Raw genomic sequence first — 19028 nt, 5'->3', positions numbered from 1 at the left:
GCCATCACGCCCAGCGATGGGCATCATAACGGCTCAAGGCTCTACTCGTAGCTGGTAGAAACTTCGGGCTCAGACCATGGCTTGTCGCGCAATATCTGTTGGCGCGCAGGCCGCTGGAGCGGGCGAGTGCGGCGCTGGCGATGGGCCTGCTGGCCTTTGTGCTGCTGATAGTGGCGGAGGCGGCGCTGGCCGTTTTGCTTGCGGGCCAGGGCATCGGGCAATGGCTGGCGGGGATGGCACATCCGGCCGGGGCCTTGGGGCTGGCAGGACAGATCGTGTTTGCGCTTGTCCCGCTGGCCGTGTGGCGCAGCACCAGGCCGCGCGGATAGGGGGCAGCGCCCGCGCCGCCCCCCTGGCCCCGTATTACTGCGCGGGGGTTTCCTCGGCCGCAGGCGCGGCGGCGGCATCGGCGGGCACATTGGTCATCGGGGTTTCGGGCACATTCACCGGCACGGCATTGGGATCGACCGGGGTGGTGACGATTTCGCCGCCGCTCTGATCTTCCACATCGGCCACGGTTTCCACCGGCTCGTTCTGGCAGGCAGCAAGTGAAAGCAGGGCAAGAGCGGGGGCAAGTGCAAGAACGCGCATCGGGATATCCTTCCTCAGGGTGAACATGATCCTCTGCCGCGCAGATTGCCCGCGCCAGCGCAGCGACACAAGGGGGATGGTGGCAAAACTGGGGCATGGGGATTAATGCGGGTTAGATGAAGCGGCGCAATCCCAATGTCATCCCATTCCGGCGGCCGCGCCCGCCGCGCAGGCGCGCTGCATCCAAAAGCTGGGGGCAGGCGTTCCGCGAGATGCGCCCCATCCTGCTGCTGATCGCGCTGGCGACGGGTATCACCATCTGGCAGACGCCCGGATATATGGCGCCGCCGCGCTTCCTGGAAAGCGGTGCGGAAGTGGTGGAGGCGCGCTTTGTGCGCTGCGGCAGCGGGCGCGGGCCGGCTTGCGCAGTGGACGGCGACACCTTCCGCCTTGGCGAACGCCGCATCCGGATTGTCGGCATCGACACGGCGGAGCGCGACGCACAGTGCGCCGCGGAGGCGGCGATGGCGGAAGCCTCCACGCTGGCGCTGCTGGATTGGCTCAACCGCGGCCCCTTCACCATGACCGCGCGGGCCGACGACCCGGTCGACCGCTATGGCCGCGAACTGCGCACGATCCGCCGCACTTTGCCCGATGGGAGCGAAGAAAACCTTGCCGACTGGATGCGGCAGAATGGCGGCGCGCGCGGCTATTGGGGCGAAGGCCGCGGCGGCTGGTGCTGAAGAGCCGGCACGAAGTTGTCGAAGTTGACAGGGTGTTGGATCGGGTTTTGGTTCGCAAGTGTTTGTATTTGCCTGGGTTTTGGCGCGTTTGCGAAGTTGACAGGTGAACGCGGCGTTTTCTGCGGTTGGCATGGCTCTAGTCCGGGGTTTGGGTGGCCGGACGGTGGAGGCTGTGGGGGTTTGTAGGAAAGGGTTGAGGGTTATCTACGGATTTTCCAGTCTTCATTGGTCATCGATATAAGTAACTAGAATATATTTCTAGATATTTCAGATGCCGCATTTAAACCACCCCGATGATCACTCCCGGATTTTGGCAAGGAGAATGTATATCTTCCATCCCCCTTGTAAATAATCTTATAATGTTTGCCATCTTCGCTAATTTCGAAGCCCATCGCCTGAAGGGCTGATCGTACCCCTGCCGTCATCGAAGAGTACCCACGAAGAATGGATTTAATCTCTTTACGCTTCGCCTGCAGACGACCTTCATGGGAATTTGCGTCGAGGATAGCTGAGAGAATGTCTTTCCTTCTCCCGGTCGCAAGGTCTTTTTGAGCTCTTAAAGCCTCCAGCACCACCTCAGCGAACTCGTCCGAAGTTAATTGCTGTTCGCCACCAACCGAAAGGGGAACGCCGCCTGTCGCCTTCGAGCGTTTTCCAGCATCCATAAGCGCAGATCGCAAGCGCGCGATCTCATTTTCAGCTTCTGTAAGTTGATGATCCTTAGCCTCGATCTCTTTGTCAAATATGGCTGCGTATTCAAGGACGGCATCGGAACCTTTGTCCCTCATGCCCTGCCGCTCCCTCCGGGCTACTTCTGCCTGGAGGTTAGACCAACTGCACCTTCCTAACTGGCGCCTATGAAGGAGTGAAGACCTGACAGCATAGAATATCCGCCTCCTTAAAGTAAATTCATCCTCATAGATTGGTGTAGAGATTTTCTCTGACTCTTGAGATGAATAGTATATTCCGATAAAACCACCATAGGGATTCTCGGAAAAAACGTGCGGCTGGATCGATCTCGAAAACTCACGACTGGGTTCAACGAGGACGTGCGCGATCCCTCCAAGATGCCTCGCCAAGGCAGAAACATTTAATCGTAATTCGCCGGTAAAAGGACGACTAACATAAATAACGGGAAGGTGATGATCAGAGTCTCCGTTCAGAACCCTGACTGCCATGTCGACATCTCGAGGAGTAAGGACATGAGGCAGATCAGAAACGCGAATTTCTCCGTCCACCCCCCCTCCCAATCCCCCCATGAGGCTTCGTACGACAAGAGGCTTCTTAGCTTCTGGCAGAAAAGGCACAGCGTCTCGGGAGTGCCGTTCCGTCCGCACACTCACCCAGCTATCCTCACTATCAGAGTCGAAGCAGACCGTCGTACTCCAAACGATGTTTCGCTCTTGGATATTAAATCGAAATCCCGCCGACCGCCTTTCTGCATCTTCAACGGCTATGCAGGAAAGTTCAAATCTCTCCCGAGCAATTTTGCCGCCTCCCGATGCAGCTAAATCGCAAACCTCCTGTACTGTGATGTTTGTGTGAGGGGATCCGCCGAGCCAATCAGCAACTGCACCGCAGAACTTCTGGGCGCTGACTTCCTCTACGGGGAATTCCGTACAAAAAGACAACATCTAAGCGCCCCCTCAACGAATCTATTCTAAAACGAAAATCCCTACTCCGCCGCCTGCACCCCGGAACCGCCGAACATATCGGGCTCGTTCGCTTCCGCCGCGCCAGCATCCACCTCGTTCGCCGCCTTCGCCTTCTGGCGGCTGTCGAAGCTCGACCACACGTCCTGCCAATTGCCCCGCGTTGCGCCCTTCGAATATTCGGTGGCGCGCGTTTCGAAGAAGTTGGCGTGTTCCACGCCGTTGAGCAGCGGGGTCAGCCAGGGCAGCGGGTGGTCTTCGACCATATAGATCGCGGGCAGGTTGAGCTGCGACAGGCGCCAATCGGCGATGTAGCGGATGTAGCGCTTGATTTCCTTCGCCGTCATGCCGGGCACCGGGCCCATTTCAAAGGCGAGGTCGATAAAGGCATCTTCCAGACGCACCGTCTTCTGGCACATATCGATGATGTCTTCCTTCACCGCCTTGGTCAGGCACTGCCGTTCGGCCACGAAGGCGTGGAACAGGCGGGTAATGCCTTCGCAATGCAGGCTTTCGTCGCGCACCGACCACGAAACGATCTGCCCCATGCCCTTCATCTTGTTGAAGCGCGGGAAGTTCATCAGCATGGCAAAGCTGGCAAACAGCTGCAGCCCTTCGGTAAAGCCGCCGAACATGGCCAGCGTGCGGGCAATATCCTCGTCCGAATCGACGCCGAATTGCTGAAGATAGTCGTGCTTGTCCTTCATCTCGGCATATTCGAGGAACATCCCGTATTCGCTTTCGGGCATCCCGATCGTGTCGAGCAGGTGCGAATAGGCCGCGATGTGCACGGTTTCCATGTTGCTGAACGCGGCCAGCATCATCTTGATCTCGGTCGGCTTGAACACGCGGCCATATTTGTCGTGGTAACAATCCTGCACCTCGACATCGGCCTGCGTGAAAAAGCGGAAGATTTGCGTCAGCAGATTGCGCTCATGCTCGGACAGGTTCTGCGCCCAGTCGCGGCAATCCTCGCCCAGCGGCACTTCCTCGGGCATCCAGTGGATCTGCTGCTGCCGTTTCCAGAACTCGTAAGCCCAGGGATATTCAAAGGGCTTGTAGGTCTTGCGGGCTTCGAGCAACGACATCTGGTATCTCCGGCATGAATCGCGAAATGCCAGCATAGGGAATCATGGCCGCGAAACGAAGGCAACATGGCCTTTTTGCATGGGGATAAAATGGGGACGAAACGTGCCTTTTGCGAGTCCAGCCGTTGTTGGGCTGTTCCCCTACCACAGCGCCCAGTTGAACACCGCCAGCGCGCCGATCACAACCGCAATCGCCGCGGCCATTGCAAGGCCTTCCATTGGCAGAACAAGCGCAGGGCTTTCGCGCGTATCCAGCCCAGAAAAGGGCGTGTCGCGGTCCGGCTCGGGATTGATCCGGGGCCACAGCCATACAGCGGCCAGATACAGCCCCAGCACGATCCCCAGCGCCATGCCAAAGCTGAGCGACGTCAGACTGACCAACACAGCGGCGGATAAATAAGATGCAATTACCAGCAGGGCATGGGACAGCCAGCCTTGCAATTTGGCCCAGAGATTGGGCGCGGGATCATCCGCTGCCGGGTCGAATTTGCCGCGCCGCCACATATGGTCGCGCCGCTCCTCCTCGCTCGGCAAAGGGAGGCGTTGCAGGCGCCGGCTCCACAGCCAATCGAACCAGGCGCGGCGCAGGTTCCTCCAGCCCGCCACACCCAGCACGATACCAAGTCCGGCCAGCATCCCCCAGCCGTGTACCTGCAAGATGGGGATCAATGCAGACAAGCGCGGATCGCTGAGCCATTCCATGGCCGCGCAAGCTATTGGAAATTACTGTCCGGTCAACGGTTTGTGCGCATCGGCGAAGTTGCCCTTAACGCACGCCCTTGTTCATCCGGCGCGAGATTTCCAGCGCCAGCAGCATGGGCGTGGACCACAGCCAGGAAAACAGCGCCGCTTCCGGCCAATTGCCGCTTTCGGGCAATTGCAGCGAGCATTTATAGGCTGCCAGCAGATTGGCGGGCGTGCAGGCAGATGGCCACAGCGCGTGGTGATAGAGATACCAGCCCAGCGCCAGCCAGCCGATCTGCGCCGCATACAGCGCGAAGTAGCGCGATGCGCGCACATCGCCCAGCCCGTAATAGGTGCGCGACCGTCTGAAACCCCGGCTTCCCATGGTGGCGGATTTTACCCGCCATTGGTTAACAAAGCGCACCCTCGCAAGGGTTAAGCTCCGCTTGCCGACCCAGCATTTTCAATCAGTTGTCCAGAATCACAAACGGCGCCCACACCGCCGGATGCGCGGCGTCCGCCACATCGGCGCGCGCCATCAGCATCAGCTGCGCCTGCCGCAGCGCTTCGGCCCGCGCTTCGCCCGCTGCTGCCCGGCGCAGCGTCTCCACGCTGAGGATGGCGGCCGCATCGTCGCGCACGCGCCAATGGCTCAGCATCAGGCTGCGCGCGCCCGCCTGCGCAAAGGCGCGCGCCAGACCCGAATAGCCGGGAGCCGAGGCGCTTTCGCCCGCCGCCGTCTCGCACGCGGACAGGATCACCCAGTCCGCCGCCAGCCGCATCGCGGCAATCTCGCTCGCGGTCAGCAGCCCGTCGCCGCCGGGATGCGTGGGATCGGTAACGGTCAGCAGCAAGGCCGGTTCGTCCAGCCCCGGCACATCGCCGCCGACAAGGCCGTGCGTGGCAAAGGCGATCACGCCATAGGCCGACAGGTCGAGCGCGGAGAGCGCCTGCTCGGTCGCTTCGGCCCCGGCCAACACCAGCGCCGGTGCACCTCTGCCCCCGCCCCCATTCACGGCCGCAGCCAGCGCCGCCAGTTCCTCCCGCGCGCGGGGCAGCGGTGGCAGTTCCAGCGTGCCGCCGCGCAAAACGGCTCCCTCGGCCGCACCGGGGAGCGTTTCGGGCGCGCCCACGCCCAGAAAACCGCGCGGAGCCGCAGCACCCGCCTGCGTTCGCCGCTGCGCGCCGGGCTCTGCCAGAATGCGGATTGCATGGCTTTTCACCAGCCAGGGGGCATCGGCCAGATTGTCGGGATCCGCCGCGCCGGCAAGCAGCACGGCGGGCGAAAGCCGCGCCAGATAGCCGCTGGCGGGGAAGATCAGCGTGTCCGCCCTGTCCAGCGCAGGGCGAAGGGCGTCGGGGAACACGATGGCGAACAATGACCGTGCCGCGCCCACATCGAACGCACCATGCAATGGCGATTGCGCCGCATCGCGCAGGCGCGTGGCCAGCGCCTCCACCGCGCCCGGCGTGATTCCCGTGTCCGCCCAGCGCACATCTGCCCGCGATACCGCGATCGTTACCGCGCGGCCCGGCAAGGCAAGCGGCAGCACCAGCAATTCGCCCGGTTCAAGCTCCTCCTGCAATTCGGCCAGCGACGGAATGCCCGGACGCGCCAGCGCGGCAAAGCCGGGGAAGGCGGCCTCCAGCGCGGCCTGTGCCGCTGCCGCCCGATCCTGTGCGGCGGACAGGCGCGCGGAAAGATCGCCCGCCTCCCCCGTTCCGTCGGCCTGCGCGCGGCGCAGCGCGGCGGACAATTCCTCCACCTGCGCCTGCGCCGCTTCCAGATCGGCCACCAACGCGCCCAGCCCTGCATCGCGCGCCTGCGATGCCGCCGCGATCCGCGCAGTGGGCACCGCCAGATCGGAGAGCAGCGCCAATTGCGCGGCGCGCACTGCATCCTCCATCGCGCCGGCCGCCAGCGCGATTTCGAGATGGTCGGCAAAAGCAGCCGGCAGGATGCGCGACAGGGCAATCCGCTCCTCCTGCCGGGCGGCCAGATCGAACATCTGCGCCTCGAACCGGGCGGTCGCCGCGCGCGCTTCCTCCAGCGCGCGCGCATGATCGCCCAGTCCGGCCAGAATTCGCGCGCGCACCAGCCGGGCGGTGAGCACTTCGCTGTGATCGGCGGGAAGGGCCGCGTTCAGCACCGCCAACGCGCCTTCGGCCAGCGCCAGGGCCTCTGCGCGCTCTCCCAGACGTTCCAGATGGTCGGCCAGTTGCACCTGCCCCGCCGCCAGGTGCCAGTCACCCGGCTCCAGATCCTCTGCCAAGCGGGCCAGCCCGCCGCGCGCCACCTCCACCGCTTCGGCCAGCCGCCCCTGCGCGGCGATGGTGCGCGCCAGATTGATATGCGCCTGCCCGCGCGTATAGGGCTGGCTCTGGTTGCGCAGCCGGTCGGCCATGGCGGCAGCGGCGGCGAAGATGCCTTCGGCATCGCGCTGATTGCCGCGCAATTGCAGCGCGCGCCCCAGCATCGACAGCGGATCGTAGATATCGTCCACCTCGCCCGCGTGGAGGCGGCGCTCCAGTTCCAGATGGCGGCGGATCAGCGGCTCCGCCTCGGCATAACGGCCGTAGCGCAGCAGCACGGCATAGGCGGAATTGAGGACATTGCCCATTTTCGGGTGATCGGGCGGCAGATGGGCAAAGGCGTGCTCGCTCGCCAGCCGCATCGCGGCCAGCGTATCGGGCCGCTCCAGGTAATATTTCACCACACCGCAGGACGAGGCATCGTTCACGATCATCGGGTGATCGGGCGTGGCTGAGGCAAGGCCCAGATCGCGCGCGGTGCAAAAGGCGGTTTCCGCAGCGGCAAGATCGTTTTGCGCAAAGGCCAGCGAACCCAGCGCGTTATGCGCCAACGCCTGTCTGGTCAGCCCCGCTGCGCCTTGCGCTGCGGCCACTGCGAGCGCCTCCTGCGCACGCGCCGCCGCCTCGTCCAGCCGGCCCAGTTCGGTCAGGATCACGGCTTCGTAGGCGAGCAGTTCGGGCGCGAAAGCGGGGCGTTCCGGCAAGCTGTCCACCAGAGCGCGCGCGGCGCCGATCTCCTCCCACGCGGCGGGGTAATCCTTGGCGTAATAGAGCGCGATGGCAAGGCCGAGGCGGGTCTGCGCGCGGGTGGCCGGGTCAGCGGCTGCATCGGCGAAAACCTGCGCGGCGAAATCCTGCCAGGCGGCGAGTTCGCCAGCGGGTGCGGCCAGCCGGTCGCGCGCCAGCATTTCATCGAGCGTGGTCGCGGCGGCGGGATGAGCGAATGGCAGGAAGGCGGCCGCGAGCGCGAAGCTCCACCCTCGCCGCATTGTTCCGCCAATCGCCCCGCGTTCCTGCCCCATTAACCAAGTTTGGCAAAGGGGCGCGCGCGAGGGAAGGGAAAACCGGCCCGAAAACCGCTAAATTTCGCGGCCTATTCCGCCTTGCGCCGCGATCCGAAAAAACTGCCCCCGCCCAGCACAGTTACGCCAAGGAAGAAGCCGAAATCGTACCACCCGCCCCGGTTGGGCACGGCATAGACCGCGATGTTGTCCGAAAACAGCGAGCCGATCCACGCCCAGGGGAAGATGAAACCGTGCCATAGCCCCCACCAGAAACCGGGCGTATCGGGCGCGGTGCTGACCGCATCGGGCGCCTGCGTGGCACAGGCGGCGAGGAGGAGGGTGAGAACGGCGGCGCTGGGAATATAGCGCGGCGGCATGGCAATGCTCCGTCTGGTGTATCGCCGATGCACCGCACTGGAGCATTGCCCGGCAAGCCTGCGCGCAGCGCCCATCCCGCTGCGACCAGGCCTTGCCTTCGGTGCGGCAAGCCTCGCTCCCCTCCCGCAGGCGGGAGGGGCTGGGGGTGGGCCTTTGCCTCCCTCACTGGCAGGCGAGGCACTCGTCATAGTCAGTGGTCGGCAGTTCGTATTTGGCAGGCTCGGCGGTGTTGTCCGCTTCCACCCCGCCGGCAAAGCCTGCGCGCTGCACGCTCTTGCTCCGCAGGTAATACAGGCTCTTGATGCCCTTTTCCCATGCCTGGAAGTGCAGCATCATCAGATCCCACTTGTCCACATCGGCCGGGATGAACAGGTTCAGGCTCTGCGCCTGGTCGATATAGGGGGTGCGGTCAGCCGCGAATTCGAGCAGCCAGCGCTGGTCGATCTCGAAGCTGGTCTTGAACACCGCCTTTTCTTCCGGCGTCAGGAAGTCGAGGTGCTGAACCGAGCCACCCTTTTCGAGGATCGAGTTCCAGACATTGGTGGAATTCTTGCTCTTGGTGTCGAGCAGGCGTTCCAGATAGGGGTTCTTCACCACGAAGCTGCCCGACAGCGTCTTGTGCGTGTAGATATTGGCCGGGATGGGTTCAATGCAGGCGCTGGTGCCGCCGCAGATGATCGAAATCGACGCGGTGGGCGCGATTGCCATCTTGCAGGAAAAGCGCTGCATCACGCCCATGTCCTCGGCATCGGGGCAGGGGCCGCGTTCCTGCGCCAGCACCATGCTCGCCTCGTCCGCCTTGGCGGCGATATGCTTGAACATCTTGAGGTTCCACACTTTCGCCATCGGGCTTTCAAAGCCGATGCCCTTCATTTGCAGGAAGGAGTGGAAGCCCATCACGCCCATGCCCACGCTGCGTTCGCGGCTGGCGGAATATTTGGCGCGCGCCATCTCGTCGGGCGCGCGGTCGATATAGTCCTGCAGCACATTGTCGAGGAAGCGCATCACATCCTCGATGAACTGCTTGTCGGTGTTCCACTCGTCCCATTTTTCAAGGTTGAGCGAGGACAGGCAGCACACCGCCGTGCGATCATTGCCAAGGTGGTCAATGCCGGTGGGCAGGGTGATTTCGCTGCACAGGTTGGAGGTGGACACCTTCAGCCCCAGATCGCGGTGATGCTTGGGCATCAGGCGGTTCACCGTGTCGGAAAACACGATGTAAGGCTCGCCCGTGGCAAGGCGGTTTTCGACCAGCTTCTGGAACAGGCTGCGCGCATCCACTTCGCCGCGCACGCTGCCATCCTTGGGGCTGCGCAGCTGGAACTTGGAGCCGCTGCGCACCGCTTCCATGAATTCGTCGGTCACCAGCACGCCGTGATGCAGGTTCAGCGCCTTGCGGTTGAAATCGCCGCTGGGCTTGCGGATTTCGAGGAACTCCTCAATCTCCGGGTGGTGGATGTCGATATAGCAGGCGGCCGACCCGCGCCGCAGCGAACCCTGGCTGATCGCCAGCGTCAGGCTGTCCATCACGCGCACGAAGGGGATGATCCCGCTGGTCTTGCCGTTGAGGCCCACCGGCTCCCCAATGCCGCGGACATTGCCCCAATAGGTGCCGATGCCGCCGCCCTTGCTGGCCAGCCACACATTCTCGTTCCAGGTGTTGACGATGCCTTCGAGGCTGTCCGACACCGAATTGAGGTAGCACGAAATCGGCAGGCCGCGATTGGTGCCGCCGTTCGACAGCACGGGGGTGGCGGGCATGAACCACAGCTTGGAGATGTAATCATACAGCCGCTGCGCGTGATCCTGATCGTCGGCATAGGAATCGGCCACGCGCGCGAACAGGTCCTGATAGCTTTCGCCGGGCAGCAGATAGCGATCGGTCAGCGTCGCCTTGCCGAATTCGGTGAGGTTGGCATCGCGCGCATTGTCGGTGACAATTGTGAAACGCCGGGCGTTCACGCTTTTGGAATCGGGTTTTGCGGCGGGGGCGGCCGCGCTTTTCACCGCCTGCGCCATCGCAGCATTGGCGGCCTTTTCAAGCTGGGGCGCCACCAGTTCGTCGGTTCCTGCATCGCTGCCGGTCATCGTTACTGCCTTTCCGGCGGGCGCGGGAACGGAGTTGCGGCCTGTCTTGGCCGCTGCATCCGCCAGCATATTGTCGTCCATTCCCATTGCCGCCTCACTCGTGTTCCGAAATTCCATAGCCGCGCCCGTCCCCGTTCTGCCTTGCCGGGGGTGGCTTGATGCCGATCCGCCCCCCGCGCCAATTCCCATGCAGTTGCCTGCCTGCTTGTTCGGCATATGTTCGAATCGGGCGCCGATGCCGCACCCTATCGCTTTCCATGCCGGGGCAGGGAAAAACTTATCCCCCTAAATGCCCACAGGCCTGCTTGACCGGGTAGCGAACCAGACCGGATTCGGGGCGGGAATCGCGCGGGCCATCCGCCTTCGCGCGCCTTCCCCCATATCTAGGTCTTGTGGGTGCACCCGGCAACCAAACCACAATCCATAGTGAATCGGACCGATTCCGCGCGCAAGAGGGTTAAGGACGATTTACGAGCTGATCAGGCCGGAAAGCGGGGGTGTATTGCCCCGTCGATACAGCGCGACGCGCGGGAAAGGCTCCACTTGCGCAGCGCGCAAGCCCCAAAATCGATCTGCGGAAAAAAATCCGGCAAAGGCCGGGGCGGCGAATCTTTCGAATCCGCGCGCGCAAGGATGCTGCGCGGGCGCGCAATTCGGCATTGCCCCGCCCCGCAACCGGCGGCGCGGGTCGGCCTGACAGCAGCGCTGGCGGTGCGGGAAAAACCGTCGCGGAGGGAGAAAAATGTAACCAATTGTCGCCAGAATCGCTTATGGACGATGCTGCGAAGGACAAAAGGGCAAGGACCGGGAAATGGGCGCGTTACTCAAGGCCATTCCGTTAGGCGGGCTGCTGACCTGGCTGGTCTGCCTGTTCATTGGTTCGGCGGGATCGAGGGGCGGCTTCCTGTCCATCCGACGGATGGATGTCGACATCGCGATGCTCGGCCTGTCGACCGACATTTACTGGTCCTGGACCATGTTCGCGATCGGCACCGGCCTGAGCTGGGCGATTCTGTACATGATGGAATGAGCCGCGCCATGGCCGGGCGCGCGGCGCTCACACTTTCCCTTGCTCTGCTTGCAGGCTGCGCGCCGACGCCTCCGCCGCCTCTGGTGGGAGCGAGCGAGGAACAGCGATTGTGCCGCAACGGCACCGGGCAGCACGGCGGCTATTTCTACACCTTCTGGCACGACACGGGCGATACCTGCATCCGTCTTGGCGAAGGCGGCTCCTTTGCGCTCGACTGGGATCTGGTGGGAACGCGCGGCAATATGGTGTCGGGCAAAGGCTGGCGCACCGGCACGCTTGACCGGGTGGTGGGATACCACGCGAGCCGCTTTGATCCGGGCACCAATGGCTATCTCACCCTGTATGGCTGGAGCCGTGGGCCGCTGGTGGAATATTACGTGGTCGACAATTGGGGCAGCCAGTTCACCCCGCCGGGGCCGGGGGCAGAGGTGCTGGGCACGGTCGAAAGCGACGGCGGCACCTACCGCATCTACCGCACCGTGCGTGTGCAGCAGCCCAGCATCGAGGGCACGCAGACTTTCGCGCAGTTCTGGTCGGTGCGGACAGAGCGCCGGCCTGTCGGGCAGGATGCGCGCATCACCTTTGCCAACCATGTCGCCGCCTGGCGCGCGGCGGGGCTGGAGCTGGGCCGGATGGATTATCAGGTGATGGCCGCCGAAGGGTTCGGCAGCCGGGGATCGGCCAGCGTGCGCGTGTGGGGGGAATAGGCGCCCGCCCCTTTAAGGCACCAGCACCGTATCCGCCGCCACCGCATCGGTCTGCGGGTAATCCAGCGTGTAATGCAGCCCCCGGCTTTCATGCCGCCTCAGCGCGCTTTCCACGATCAGTTCGGCGCATTGGTGCAGATTGCGCAGTTCGATGAGATCGGTCGTCACGCGGAACTGGCCGTAATAATCCTCGATCTCGTTGCCCAGCAGGCGGATGCGGTTGGCCGCGCGTTCCAGCCGCTTGGTGGTGCGCACGATGCCGACATAATTCCACATGAAGCGGCGGATTTCGGTCCAGTTCTGCTTAATGATCACTTCCTCGTCGGAATCGGTCACCCGGCTTTCGTCCCATTCGCGGATCGGGGGCACGGGCAGCAATTCGTCCCAACGCGCCAGAATGTCCTGCGCGGCCGCCTCGCCAAACACGAAACATTCGAGCAGGCTGTTGGACGCCAGCCGGTTCGCACCGTGCAGACCGCTTTCGGTGCATTCGCCCGCCGCCCACAGGCCCGGAAGGTCAGTGCGCGCATCCAGCCCGATCACCACTCCGCCGCAGGTGTAATGCTGCGCGGGCACCACGGGGATGGGCTGCACCGTCATGTCGATGCCAAGGCCCAGCAGCTTCTCGTGAATCGTCGGGAAATGGCCGCGCACGAAATCCGCCGGCATATGGCTGATGTCGAGATGGACATAATCAAGGCCATAGCGCTTGATCTGGTCGTCGATCGCGCGCGCCACCACGTCGCGCGGGGCCAGCTCCATGCGCTGCGGGTCGTAATCGGCCATGAAGCGGTGGCCCGTTTCCGGGTGCAGCAAATGCCCGCCCTCGCCGCGCACCGCCTCGGTTATCAGGAAGTTCTTGACCTCCAGATTATACAGGCAGGTGGGGTGGAACTGCATCATTTCCATGTTGGAAACGCGCGCGCCTGCGCGCCACGCCATCGCAATCCCGTCGCCCGTGGCGCCGCGCGGTGCGGTGGAGAACTGGTAGACGCGCCCCGCCCCGCCGCTGGCGAGCACGGTGGCACGCGCAGTATGCGCTTCCACCCGGCCCGTCGCCTCGTTCAGGGCATAGGCGCCCCAGACGCGGCCCGATCCCGAATAGCGCGCCTCGTGCTTGCCGGTGATCAGGTCGATGCAGCTTTGGTGCGGCAACAGGGTGATGTTGGGGTTCTCTTCTGCCGCCTTCAGCAGCGCGGCCTGCACCGCCCAGCCGGTGGCATCATCGACATGGACGATGCGGCGATGCGAATGGCCGCCTTCGCGCGTCAGATGCAGCGCGTTGCTTTCGCGGTTGAAGGGCACGCCCAGATCGCACAGCCGGTCAATCGCGGCGGGCGCGCGTTCGATCACGAATTCCACCGCCTCAGGGTCGTTCAGGCCCGCGCCTGCCACCATCGTGTCGCGGATATGGTCCTCGAACGTGTCGCCGGTATCGAGCACGGCGGCAATCCCGCCCTGCGCCCAGGCGGTGGAACCGCTGTTGAGCTGCCCCTTGGCCAGCACCAGCACTTTGCGCTGCGTGGCAAGCGAAAGCGCAGCGGTGAGACCCGCGGCGCCGGAACCGATGACCAATACGTCGTAAGACGGGTTTTGCGTAGACATGACCCCCTCATGCCCGCCGCATGGCAGCGCTGCAAGCACGGGAAAAGGTTCAGCTATCCGCGCCCGCGCTGGTCAATTGCACGAAGACATCCTCCAGATCGGCCTCGCGCGTGCTCACATCCTCTACCGTGAAACCCTGCGCCTGCAGCAGGCCCAGCACTTCGCCCGCGGTCATCTCGGCCTTGTCGTATGTCACCTCGATCACGCGCTCGCCCGCCGCCACGCATTTGCGGAAGCGCGGATCGGACGGCAGATCCGTGAAATCGCGGTCGACCGTCACCGCCACGATCTTCTCGCCCATCATGCCGACGAGTTCGCGCGTGGGCTTGTTCGCGATCAGGCGGCCGTGGTTGATGATGGCGATACGGTCGCACAATTGTTCGGCTTCCTCCAGGTAATGCGTGGTCAGCACCACGGTCACCCCTTCGCCGTTGAGTTCCTGCACCAGTTCCCACAATTGCCGGCGCAGTTCGACATCGACCCCGGCGGTGGGTTCATCCAGCACCAGAATCGGCGGGGAATGCACCATTGCCTTGGCGATCAGCAGGCGGCGTTTCATTCCGCCCGACAGGCTGCGGGCATAGGCGTTGCGCTTGTCCTCCAGCCGCACCGCGCGCAGCAATTCGTCCGACCGCCTGAGCGCCTTGGCTATGCCATACATCCCGCCCTGATTCTCCAGCACCTCGAACGGGGTGAAGAAGGGATCGAAGATGATTTCCTGCGGCACGATGCCGATGGACAGCTTGGCATTGCGGTGATCGCGGTCGATATCGTGGCCCCAGATGCGGATGGTGCCGCTGGTCTTGGTCACCGTGCCCGCCATGATGTTGATCAGCGTGGACTTTCCCGCGCCGTTCGGCCCCAGCAGGCCGAACACCTGCCCCTGCGGCACATCGAAGGACAGGCCATCCAGCGCCAGCTTGGGCGGGGCCTTCTTCGTCGCGGCATAGCGCTTCACCACATCGCGGATTTCGATGGCGTTTTCGGTTGCAGGTTCGCTTTCGGACATGGGCTGCCTGATGGCGTTTTCGCGCGGTTGCGTAAAGGGGGCGGGATCGCGCGGGGATATTGCCTGAATCGTGGGGCCGCGATAGGAGGCTGCCCTATGACCCATGCGCACAACCTTTCGCCTGTGGACGGGCGCGATCTCGTTGCCGAAACCACGCTTGTCGACAGCGATCGCGTGTGGTGCGACGGATCGGGCGGCATTCGCGGCTGCGCCACGGTGCGCCCCGCTGCGCTGGGCCATCCGCGCGTGTGGCTGCAGATTGACGAGCGCGGCTATGCCGATTGCGGTTATTGCGACCGGCGCTTCATCCTGAAAGGCGGCCCGGCAGACGTGTAAGGCGCGGTTGCGACAGCGTTTCCCGGTCAGCCTGCGTTAAGGGCCCTCATGTGATATGGTCTCCCAGAAATGGGAGTCGCTCAACATGAAAAAGTTCACTGCATTTGCCGCTGCCGCGCTGGCTGCGGCCTCTTTTGCCGTTCCCGCCGCCGCGCAAACCGAAGCCGCTGCTTCGGCTGAAGGCGAGGTTTCGCCGGCGCACACCTCCACCCGCGTTCAGCGCGGCGAGGCGCAGCTTGCCCGGATCCTGGAAGGCTATGCCCCGACCGGGGAAACGCAGCGCTGCGTCAACGCCTTCCGCACGAACGACATCACGGTCATCTCCTATGTCGGCGTGGTCTATGAAGCCGGCGACAAGGTTTATGTCGCCCGCGCGCGGCGTCCCGAAATGCTGCGCGACAGCGATGTGCCGGTGTTCGAGCGCTATTCGAGCCAGCTGTGCACCACCGACGCGCTGCGCACGATCGACCGGTTCATGCCGAATTTCCAGGGCTCGCTCTTCCTCGACGATTTCCAGGTCTATGCGCGCGTGCCCGCTGCAAACGGGAACTGATCGACCCGCAATTGTCATCAAAGCCCGGCAGGGGAAACGGATTGTGAGGAGATTGTCCCATGTCCGTTTCCGCCCGCCGGGCTTTTGCTTTTTCCGCTGCGATCACCATTCTTGCGCTCTCCGCATTGCCCGCCGCCGCCCAGCCGGCCGACAGCGCCGCCTACCGCGCGCAGGCACAGGCGGAGCTGGAACGGCTGCGCGGCGTGCAGCCGGTTGACGGGCCGGCGCGCAATATCATCATCTTCATCGGCGACGGGTTTGGCGTCACCACGCTGACCGCGGCGCGCATCTATCAGGGCCAGCAACGCGGCGTGGACGGCGAAAGCTTTGTCACCGCGATGGATACGCTGCCCCATTCCGCGCTGGTGCGCACCTATTCGCACGATGCGCAGGTGTCCGATTCGGCCCCCACCGCCACCGCCATCCTGTCCGGGGTGAAGGCGCGCGCCGCCGTGATCGGTTATGGCCCCGAAGCGCTGATCGGCGATTGTGCGAGCGGGCGCGGGCACGAGGCGCCTTCGCTGATCGCACAGGCGCAGGGCATGGGGCTGGCGACCGGCGTTATCACCACCACCCGCATCACGCACGCAACGCCAGCTGCCGCCTATGCCCACACGGCGCACCGCAATTGGGAAGCCCGCCTGCCGGCAGAAGCTGCAGCCCAAGGCTGCACCGATATCGCCGCGCAGCTGGTGGATGGCGCCACCGGTGCGGCGCTGGATGTGGTGATGGGCGGCGGGCGCCGCTATTTCGTGCCGGCAAGTGTGGCAGACCCTGAATATCCCGCCATTACCGGCCTGCGCGATGACGGGCGTAACCTGCTGGCCGAATGGCGCGCGCGCCATCCGCAGGGGCATTATGTCACCGATGCAGCGGGCCTTGCCGCAATCGACCCCGCCGCGCCCGGCCCGCTGCTCGCTCTGTTCGAGCCCGACCATATGCGCTACACGATCGACCGGGCGCAAGACCCCGCGGGCGAACCTTCGCTGGCCGAGATGACGGCGGCGGCGATCGCGCGCCTGTCCCGCAATCCGAACGGCTTCATCCTGCTGGTGGAAGCGGGTCGGATCGACCATGCGCACCATGCGGGCAATGCGGCGCGCGCGCTGGCCGATGCGGCGGCCATGGACGAGGCGGTGGCCGCCGCCATGGCGCTGACTGACCCGGCGGATACGCTGATCGTCACCACCGCCGATCACAGCCATGTCATTGGCATGGCGGGCTATCCTTCGCGCGGCAATCCGATCCTGGGGCTGGTGCGCGAAGATGGCGATGTGACGCTGGCCGATGACGGCTTGGCCTATACCACGCTGGGCTATCTCAACGGCCCCGGAGCGGTGGACCGCGCGGCAAGCGGCCTCCGCCCCGATCCCGCCGAACACGACACGCACGACCACGATTACCTGCAACAGGCGCTGGTGCCTCTTGGCAGCGAAACGCATGGCGGCGAGGATGTGGCGGTGCGCGCCAGCGGGCCGATGGCGCATCTGTTCCGCGGCACGATCGAACAGCACACGATCCACGCCATCATGCAGGCTGCGCTGCTGGCGGGGCGGTAGGGGATGTGTTGTAACCGCACCGCTTCGGCCCTAGGCTCCTCCCCGTCACGGATCAGCCGGCAGAGCTGTCCGGGCAAATCGGGGGGAGAGGACCGATGCGTTATCTGGTGTGGACGCTGCGGCTGGGCTTTGCCGCCTGGCTGATCCCGGCGGGGCTCAACCACTTCTATCCCCTGTTCTACCAGCCGCTGGGCAACCAGCCGGAAAGCACCGCGCTGATCGTGGCGCTGATCGATACGGGGCTGTTCTCCCTCGTGAAGGCGGTGGAACTGTTTGCCGGGATTTGCCTGCTGCTGGGCTGGCGGGTGCCGCTGGCGCTGGTGCTGGAACTGCCGGTGTCGTTCAACGTCTGGTACTGGGATGTGCCGCTGCAGGGGTGGGATTCGGTGTCAGCCTATTACGGCTGGGCGGTGCTGGGCGCGAATGTGCTGCTGATGCTGGCCTATTGGCCCAGTTACCGCGCGCTGCTGCACCCGCGCGCCGCCATGCACTGGCCTCCAGCCATGCGGGAGGAGGCGCCATGATCGCCCGCCTGCTTCCCCCAGCCCGGCTGCTGCTGGGCGCAATGCTGCTGTATAACGGGCTCAACCATTTTGCCGGCCCCTTTATGCCTTTTCCCGAAGGGAGCACGCCGCTCGCCATCCAGTTGATGGAGGCGCTGCGTTTCAGCGCGCTCCTCGATGTGGCGATGGGGATGCAGATGGCGGCCGGAGTGGCGATCCTCGTCAACCGCTTTGCCCCGCTGGCGCTGGCGGCGGTGATGCCGGTCAATATCTGCGGCCTCTATTGGGCGCTGCTGCTCGAACGCTCGCCCACGTGGAGCCTGTGTGCCGGGCTGGCCGTGGCGCTGACCGCCCTCCTGATGTTCGCGCTGCTGCACCGTTATGCGGCAATGCTGGAGCCGCATCCGCTGGCTTTGGGAGAGAGTGCCGAACACCGCTACGAAACACTCTACGCCCGGTCCGCGGGCCAGACGGGCGGGCGCGACTTTGCGCTGGCGCTGCTGCCGCTGGTCGCGGCGGCGGCGTTCTACCACTTCCTTGTGCCGAGCGTGCTGGGCTTGTGGTGCCTTGTGGTTTTGATGATCCCGCTGGCGGTGCTGATTCTGCGGGCCTTGCAGCGGATGCTGGTGAACCCGGAGCGGCAGCGGTAAGCATCGGGGCATGACCTCCTCGCCCCTCCTCGTCCTCACCACTGGCGGCACGATCGACAAGAACTATTTCGACGCGCTGAGCGAATACCAGATCACCGACAGCGGCATCCCGGCGCTGTTGGCGCAGGCGCGGGTGACGCTGCCGTTTCGCGTGGTCGAACTGATGCGCAAGGACAGCCTGGACCTGACCGATGCCGACCGCGCCCTGATCGCCGCCGCTGCACGAGAAGCGCCCGAAAGCCGCATCGTCATCACCCATGGCACCGACACGATGACCGATACGGCGCGCGTGCTGGCAGCCGAAGTGCCGGGCAAGGTGATCGTGCTGACCGGCGCGCTCTCCCCTGCCCGCTTTGCCGAAACCGACGCGCCCTTCAACCTCGGCATGGCCTTCGCCACCGCCCAAACCGCCGCGCCGGGCGTGTGGATCGCAATGAGCGGGCAGGTGTTTGACGGCTTGCGGGTGAGGAAAGACCGCGAGGCCGGGCAGTTTGTAGGGGTGTAGGTTATATTGCCCTCGTGGTCTGAGCCCCTAGATTTCTTCCAGTGATAAGTAGAGTCCGGCCCTGAGAAGGAGACGGACGAATGAAGCGGA

At 64.2% G+C, this 19028-nt stretch carries 20 protein-coding genes; 10 read left to right on the top strand and 10 right to left on the bottom strand.

Translation table 11 applies throughout. The features are described from left to right. Nucleotides 1-98 precede the first annotated feature (98 nt). Nucleotides 99-329: a hypothetical protein gene (locus WFP44_RS15545; RefSeq protein WP_336927608.1), complete on the top strand. Its 231-nt coding sequence runs from the start codon at nucleotides 99-101 to the stop codon at nucleotides 327-329. A gap of 34 nt (nucleotides 330-363) precedes the next feature. Here the strand turns inward: WFP44_RS15545 and WFP44_RS15540 are convergent, their stop codons facing one another. Beyond that, a complete protein-coding gene (locus tag WFP44_RS15540; protein WP_336927607.1) occupies nucleotides 364-591 on the bottom strand; it encodes a hypothetical protein in 228 nt (75 codons plus the stop codon). A gap of 116 nt (nucleotides 592-707) precedes the next feature. Here WFP44_RS15540 and WFP44_RS15535 point away from each other — a divergent pair, with 116 nt between their 5' ends. Beyond that, complete coding sequence (locus tag WFP44_RS15535) at nucleotides 708-1274, top strand: thermonuclease family protein (RefSeq protein WP_336927606.1); 567 nt, start codon at nucleotides 708-710, stop codon at nucleotides 1272-1274. A 245-nt stretch (nucleotides 1275-1519) separates the two neighbouring features. Here WFP44_RS15535 and WFP44_RS15530 read toward each other — a convergent pair whose 3' ends face one another. From WFP44_RS15530 to WFP44_RS15500, 7 genes are all read right to left on the bottom strand, one after another. Beyond that, on the bottom strand, nucleotides 1520-2062 hold the full coding sequence (locus WFP44_RS15530; RefSeq protein ID WP_336927605.1) for a hypothetical protein: 543 nt from the start codon (nucleotides 2060-2062) through the stop codon (nucleotides 1520-1522). Between the two features lie 887 nt (nucleotides 2063-2949). Continuing rightward, the gene (locus WFP44_RS15525; protein WP_336927604.1) at nucleotides 2950-4014 is read right to left on the bottom strand and encodes a ribonucleotide-diphosphate reductase subunit beta; all 1065 of its coding nucleotides are present in this window, start codon (nucleotides 4012-4014) and stop codon (nucleotides 2950-2952) included. Between the two features lie 141 nt (nucleotides 4015-4155). Next, nucleotides 4156-4716, bottom strand: a complete 561-nt coding sequence (locus WFP44_RS15520) for a hypothetical protein (protein WP_336927603.1) — start codon at nucleotides 4714-4716, stop codon at nucleotides 4156-4158. A 64-nt stretch (nucleotides 4717-4780) separates the two neighbouring features. Beyond that, nucleotides 4781-5083 carry a hypothetical protein gene (locus tag WFP44_RS15515; protein WP_336927602.1) on the bottom strand — a complete coding sequence of 101 codons (303 nt, stop codon included), beginning with the start codon at nucleotides 5081-5083 and terminating at the stop codon, nucleotides 4781-4783. An 82-nt stretch (nucleotides 5084-5165) separates the two neighbouring features. Next, nucleotides 5166-8033, bottom strand: coding sequence for a CHAT domain-containing tetratricopeptide repeat protein (locus WFP44_RS15510; protein ID WP_336927601.1), 2868 nt, complete (start codon nucleotides 8031-8033; stop codon nucleotides 5166-5168). A gap of 71 nt (nucleotides 8034-8104) precedes the next feature. Then, complete coding sequence (locus WFP44_RS15505; RefSeq protein WP_336927600.1) at nucleotides 8105-8467, bottom strand: hypothetical protein; 363 nt, start codon at nucleotides 8465-8467, stop codon at nucleotides 8105-8107. Nucleotides 8468-8555: 88 nt separating this feature from the next. Beyond that, the gene (locus WFP44_RS15500) at nucleotides 8556-10550 is read right to left on the bottom strand and encodes a ribonucleoside-diphosphate reductase subunit alpha (protein WP_336927609.1); all 1995 of its coding nucleotides are present in this window, start codon (nucleotides 10548-10550) and stop codon (nucleotides 8556-8558) included. 742 nt (nucleotides 10551-11292) lie between these two features. On the opposite strand from WFP44_RS15500, the gene WFP44_RS15495 reads away from it, so the two are divergent. Next, nucleotides 11293-11511 carry a hypothetical protein gene (locus WFP44_RS15495; protein WP_336927598.1) on the top strand — a complete coding sequence of 73 codons (219 nt, stop codon included), beginning with the start codon at nucleotides 11293-11295 and terminating at the stop codon, nucleotides 11509-11511. Beyond that, nucleotides 11508-12218 (top strand): glycoside hydrolase family 11 protein, encoded by a 711-nt coding sequence (locus tag WFP44_RS15490; RefSeq protein WP_336927597.1) that lies wholly within the window; start codon nucleotides 11508-11510, stop codon nucleotides 12216-12218. Before WFP44_RS15495 ends, WFP44_RS15490 begins: the two co-directional genes overlap by 4 nt. A gap of 12 nt (nucleotides 12219-12230) precedes the next feature. Here the strand turns inward: WFP44_RS15490 and nadB are convergent, their stop codons facing one another. Together nadB and WFP44_RS15480 are read right to left on the bottom strand one after the other, a co-directional pair. Then, on the bottom strand, nucleotides 12231-13823 hold the full coding sequence (nadB, locus tag WFP44_RS15485; protein WP_336927594.1) for an L-aspartate oxidase: 1593 nt from the start codon (nucleotides 13821-13823) through the stop codon (nucleotides 12231-12233). 49 nt (nucleotides 13824-13872) lie between these two features. Then, nucleotides 13873-14832 carry an ABC transporter ATP-binding protein gene (locus WFP44_RS15480; RefSeq protein WP_336927592.1) on the bottom strand — a complete coding sequence of 320 codons (960 nt, stop codon included), beginning with the start codon at nucleotides 14830-14832 and terminating at the stop codon, nucleotides 13873-13875. 96 nt (nucleotides 14833-14928) lie between these two features. Here WFP44_RS15480 and WFP44_RS15475 point away from each other — a divergent pair, with 96 nt between their 5' ends. The 6 genes from WFP44_RS15475 (at nucleotide 14929) to WFP44_RS15450 (ending at nucleotide 18938) form a co-directional block, all read left to right on the top strand. Next, entirely contained in the window at nucleotides 14929-15168 is a 240-nt protein-coding gene (locus WFP44_RS15475; RefSeq protein WP_336927591.1) for a zinc-finger domain-containing protein, read from the top strand. Nucleotides 15169-15253: 85 nt separating this feature from the next. Beyond that, nucleotides 15254-15721 (top strand): hypothetical protein, encoded by a 468-nt coding sequence (locus WFP44_RS15470; RefSeq protein WP_336927590.1) that lies wholly within the window; start codon nucleotides 15254-15256, stop codon nucleotides 15719-15721. A 59-nt stretch (nucleotides 15722-15780) separates the two neighbouring features. Then, nucleotides 15781-17280 (top strand): alkaline phosphatase, encoded by a 1500-nt coding sequence (locus WFP44_RS15465; protein ID WP_336927588.1) that lies wholly within the window; start codon nucleotides 15781-15783, stop codon nucleotides 17278-17280. 95 nt (nucleotides 17281-17375) lie between these two features. After that, on the top strand, nucleotides 17376-17804 hold the full coding sequence (locus tag WFP44_RS15460; protein WP_336927587.1) for a hypothetical protein: 429 nt from the start codon (nucleotides 17376-17378) through the stop codon (nucleotides 17802-17804). Then, complete coding sequence (locus WFP44_RS15455) at nucleotides 17801-18433, top strand: hypothetical protein (protein WP_336927585.1); 633 nt, start codon at nucleotides 17801-17803, stop codon at nucleotides 18431-18433. Before WFP44_RS15460 ends, WFP44_RS15455 begins: the two co-directional genes overlap by 4 nt. 10 nt (nucleotides 18434-18443) lie before the next feature. Next, a complete protein-coding gene (locus WFP44_RS15450; RefSeq protein ID WP_336927583.1) occupies nucleotides 18444-18938 on the top strand; it encodes an asparaginase domain-containing protein in 495 nt (164 codons plus the stop codon). Nucleotides 18939-19028 lie beyond the last annotated feature (90 nt).

It is taken from the genome of Alteraurantiacibacter palmitatis, assembly GCF_037154115.1.
Classification (GTDB): Bacteria; Pseudomonadota; Alphaproteobacteria; order Sphingomonadales; family Sphingomonadaceae; genus Alteraurantiacibacter; species Alteraurantiacibacter palmitatis.
The sequence above is the reverse complement of the archived record's forward strand: the minus strand, read 5'-3'. Positions and strand labels throughout refer to the sequence as shown.